The 4,777-nt window shown below is 70.0% G+C and carries 3 protein-coding genes; all 3 read right to left on the minus strand.

Annotation, left to right across the window (positions count from 1 at the left end; all coding sequences use genetic code 11):
• Window positions 1-277 precede the first annotated feature (277 nt).
• The 3 genes from JNW91_RS29670 to JNW91_RS29680 all read right to left on the minus strand — a co-directional run bounded on the left by JNW91_RS29670 (window position 278) and on the right by JNW91_RS29680 (window position 4,683).
• The gene (locus JNW91_RS29670) at window positions 278-514 is read right to left on the minus strand and encodes a hypothetical protein (protein WP_203178822.1); all 237 of its coding nucleotides are present in this window, start codon (window positions 512-514) and stop codon (window positions 278-280) included.
• A gap of 324 nt (window positions 515-838) precedes the next feature.
• A complete protein-coding gene (locus JNW91_RS29675) occupies window positions 839-1,279 on the minus strand; it encodes a hypothetical protein (protein WP_203178823.1) in 441 nt (146 codons plus the stop codon).
• Window positions 1,276-4,683: a toxin glutamine deamidase domain-containing protein gene (locus JNW91_RS29680; RefSeq protein WP_238425935.1), complete on the minus strand. Its 3,408-nt coding sequence runs from the start codon at window positions 4,681-4,683 to the stop codon at window positions 1,276-1,278. Before JNW91_RS29680 ends, JNW91_RS29675 begins: the two co-directional genes overlap by 4 nt.
• Between the last annotated feature and the right edge of the window lie 94 nt (window positions 4,684-4,777).

Genomic DNA, 4,777 nt, shown 5'->3' on the forward strand with positions numbered 1-4,777 from the left:
GGAGGCGGGGTGGGGCGGGGTGGGTTAGCGGAGGGCGGGGGCGGACGCGGGCGTTGGTGGAGCGGTCTCCCGCGTAGGCGTCGGAGTGGCCCCAGCGGCCGGGGATGTCGAGCAGCTCCAGCCGGCCCCACCAGGTCAACCAACGCCCGCAACGACTCCTGTACGGCCACCGCCTCCGCGACACCCCCCGGCGCGGCCCGGCTTGATCCACTCAACATCGCCGATATTGGGCTATCCGAGGACCACGGATACCGCCGTTTCGCCGAACTGGAGTGGATCACCCTTGACGCGGACCGTCGGCGCCGCCCTCGGAAGGGTCACCGGCAGCCTTGCCGCCCTCGGAACGCTTGTCGGTCGCGCCGAAGGCAATCGCGAAGGCGATGCCGAGGGCTACGCCGAAGGCGACGCCACCCTTCGAACCGAACGAGGGGATGCCGATCGCCAAACCGATCAGGATGCCGACCGGCCACGCCCACGCGTTGGACTTGCTCTTCTCAGCCCCCGCCCCAACCATGTCTGGATCCTATTCGGACCAGGCGAGATCTCTCGAACGGAATCATGCCGAGGCGCTTCGCGGGACGGCAGGCCGACCTTTGAGGATCGAGTTCCAGGTCAGGCCGTTGCGTTAGGCGCCCCCTCGCGACAGGGACCCAGTGATCAAGCGATGAACAGTAGTTCAGGAAGGGACCTGGCAACTGTTTCTCATCACTTGATCACGCCGAGAGCAGTGGACGGGACGCCGCATCCGCCCTCGGGAGACTGCCTCGCCAACCGCCGGCCTCACGCAACGGCGTTGAGGTTCGCCTCCGCGGCCCACAGGTCCTCGGCAGAGCCCTGCCTACACCGCTCTCGCGATATCAGGGTCTGCGCCAGGATCACCAGCCGCGCGGAGCTGTTCCTCAAACATCACGAACGTCCGCTGGCGAATCCCCCGAATCAGCGCCCGCTCCTTCGACGTGAGGTGGCGCCCCTCGGCTTTCGCGGCGTCCCTGAGCGCCTGCACTGTCTCGTATAGCGCGAAAATCGGTCCTTCGCCCTGAAGATAATGAGCTCGGAACGCCTCCACCTCCTGAACGAAGTCCGCTGCAGTGCGAGTGAAGATGTCGCCGCCGACGGCAAGCATGATTTCCACGAAAATATCGTTCTTCTCGTGCCACCCGCCCGAGTCGATGGAAACGCGCCAGACCCGAGCGCCGCCGTCGGGGGTCTCTACGATCTTTACTGGTGACTGGTGGTAAAGGTAGTAGGCGGGAAGGGCCGAGCTAGACACCTCGGTCATCCGGACTTCTCCTCGAAAGTTGACTGCAACGCCTGCCAGAACAGTTGCTGCTCCCGAATGCGAATTCCGTCCGTGATCGCCCGCTCGCGGGGCGTCAGCGTCCGGTGGTCAAGTAGTGCCAGGGCCTCCACGTCGCGTCGCACTTCATACAGCACATGCTCCCAAACGGCCACTGCGTCGAGCGCCGCGAGGTGCAGGCGGAACTCAGCCAGGTGACCGTTACGCATCCGCAAGGTGAGCTGCACATCCCGGTAGCCACTACTCATGGGAGACACGAACCGATCGTCGCAGCTCACAATCACCGCGGCTGGATACTCCTTGACCCGTTGGAGAGCAGCGTAGAGATCGTCCAGGCAACGGAACTCAACCTTCGCAGCCGCCAGGTCGAACAACGTCGACGCGTCGCCCTGCCTCTTGTTCACCTTGTCCTCGGCTCGGCGTCGATCCTTGGGCTGAGAACGCCAACCAGGCTCTCCGATACGACGGCCATTGACGTGGGCCAGAGACACCGCAAGCTGATTCAGGTCTGCCTGCGCCACGGCTGCCGCCGCGTAGAGATTATCGAGGTAACGCGCGCGATAGTCGGGGTCGCCGCGGCGGAGGTTGTCGAATCCTGCCTGTGCGACCGGCTCATGATCTACCTCAATACTGGCGCTGATCCTCAACTGTTCCTCAGTGAGCGGTGTCGGCTCTGGCTGAGGCACCCTTCGTTCGGATGCCACGCCCACACCCGCTTCCTCCTGTCGGGCGATGTCGTCGAGCACCTCGGCGAGGGCATCGATGGCCTGCTGGTGACTGGCCAGGTGATGCAGGGTCAGCGGGCGGGCCGTCAATGAGTTCGCCAGTTCGGGGGTGGCCAGGACCATTCGCGCCAGATCCGGCGCCTGCGCCAGTTGCCGAGCCAGGCTCTCCGCGAGATCCGGCTTGTTCGGGAGCGGTTCCCGCAGAGCAGTGTCGAACATGTCGCGGATACGGACGTCGGCAAAGAGTCGCGACACGTCCTGAGCAGCCGCCTCGTCGAGGTCGGGCACCAGTCGCCGGAGGGTCTGCGGGGACGCCGCTCTAGCGAATTCAACTGGGCTCACTGCGGCCGCGAAAACCTCGTCCAGACTGCCAGCCGACCTGAGCACCTCAGCCGGATCACGGCCCACTGACGCGCCATCCCCGTGGGTGGGTCCGCCGCCCGCGTCCGGAACCGAGCCCGGCCCGTCCAGGAGCAGGTACATGCGGTTGATGTACGGGTCGCCGTGGCCGCCGTCGTCGCGTACCGGTGGGTGGTCCGGCAGGTCGGGCCGTTCGCTGAACCGGCCTCGGGGCAGTCCACCGAGCGGCATGGGGCGGCCGTCTCCGCTGAGCACCAGCGCGTCGATGCCGACCACGTCGGGGTACAGCGGCCGGTCGCGGATGATGCCGGTCTGCGGGTCTACGTAGAGGACGGTGCCGTTCTGGTTGAGCGCCACCCAGGCGTGTGAGCCGCCACCGGCCCATTCGGTGATCAGGAACGCGTAGCTGCCGTGCCCGCCGAGCAGTAGTTGGTCGTGCAGGTTGTGGTAGCCACGGTCGGCGGCGTGCCGCGCGTGGTCCGGGTGCAGCCGTTGGCCGGGCGGCGGGGCGAGGAGTTGCTGGAACCGGCCGCCGGTGGCGTTTTCCACCCGGCCTGGTCCGCCGGCTTCGCCGCGGATCGGGCGGCGGGTGTCGCCGTCGAGGTAGCCGTCGAAGGTGCGCGGTGCCGACACCCGGGGACGCCCGTGCACCCACGTCTCGAACAGGGAGAGCGTGCAGTCCAGGCAGTTGATACCTCGGGTGGCGTCGGCCATCGGACCGCCGTCGTTCAAGAGCCGGAACCAGGCTCCGCGCCGGGGGTCGGCGGTGCGGGTGACGTTGCCGTCCGGGTCGCGGGGCATCTGCCGTTCGACGTCGACCTGATGCAGGGCGAGCGGCGGACGCAGCCCGCCGGGCTTTCCGTACGGCCGGGAGTCGTCGATCGGCGGGGGTGCATCGTCGCCGGTGAGCCGGGATGGGCCGGCGGTTTCCACCGCGCCGAGGGCGAGCGCGCCCACGTCCCTGTTGGCCTGCCGGAAGGCGGTGTCGCCGATGTCGACGACCTGCGGCGCCCGGGTGCCGGCCAGCACCGCGTCGGCCAGGTCACGGCATTGGGTGTACGCGCGTGTCTCGTCGTTCGCGGCCCGCTGCCAGCCGTCGGCCCACCGTGGGTGGCCGGTCCGGTGGAGTTGCCGGGCGTAGTTGGCGTACTCGACGGCCCGGCGGTCGTGTTCGGCGGCCAGAGCGCGCAGTCGGCTGGCCTCCGCCTGCCGGCGGCTGTGCTCGAACTCGTTGCGCCGCGACTCGTAGTAGCCCCGGTATCGCCGCCGCTCGACGGCTTCCGCCTCGGCCGCCCAACGAGCCGCGTACCAGTCGGCGTCCTCGATGTCGGATTGCGAGGGTGCCGGCATGTCGGTGGGGATCGACGCCCGGCCGCGCGCCGGATGGGCGGGTACGCGTCCCGGCGCGAGCGCCGCCGCCATCGAAAAATGGGATGCGGCGCTGGTGGGCGTGACCGGCGGCGCCAGACCCCCGGCGGCTGTCGGGGGCGGGCCGACGGACGGGACCGGGGTGCTCGTCACCGGCGGGGACCACGCGGACGGCCCGTTGACGCTCGGGGCGCTCGATAAGTGGGACGTGGGCGCGACGCCGCCGGCCTGGTCGAGGGTGCCGCCCACGGGCGCGGCGACCGACGTGAGGGTCGGGTCGGCGGCGATCGGTTGCGCCGGACCGGACCGGTCGGTGGCGGTGGCCGGACCGTGCCCGTCCGGGGATGGCGCGGCGGCCTCGGTCGGGAGCAGGCGCGATTCCGATGACCCGGTCAGGTCCGAAATGGCGGGCTGGGACAGGTTGGCTGCATACGACACGGCGCCCGCCTCACGTAGCGGCGCCACCTGGTCGTGCACGAGCGAGGTGGCCGCATCCGCTCCGCCGACGGCCGCCTGCGCCGGGACCACCGGCGACCCCACCACGGGTCCGGCGACCCCCGTTGCGACCGACTCTACCGATTCCGAGGCGGCCGACGCCGAGGCAGAAGGGGCTGAGGCAGACGAGGCTGACACGACCGACGCCGGGGCAGACGAGGCGGGCGACGCAGACGAGGCAGCGGCGGAAGCCGTGGCCGAGCCGTCCGCCGAGGAGGCCGGGGCCGTTGCGAGCGGCGCCAGGGAGGGGCCGGCGAGTGAGGCTCCCGCCAGGGCGTTGGCCTGCGCGTCGAGCTTGGCGCGCAACGCGTGGTCGGTCTGTGCGGTGGCCGAGCCGGTGGCCCCGGAGGCGGCGGCGCGGGCCACGTCCTCCATTGAGGTCAGGCCCTGCCCGGTGGCCAGGCCGGCGGCGGTCTCGGCGAGCATCTCACCGGTCATCTCCCGGCCCAGGTGCTCACCGACCCGCGCGGCGCGGCCGGTAGCGTGCCGACCCAGGCCGCCAGCGGTGCGACCGCCCGCCGGCGACGGCCGC

Origin of the sequence: Micromonospora parastrephiae, from assembly GCF_016802865.1 — a bacterium.
Lineage (GTDB): Bacteria > Actinomycetota > Actinomycetes > Mycobacteriales > Micromonosporaceae > Micromonospora > Micromonospora parastrephiae.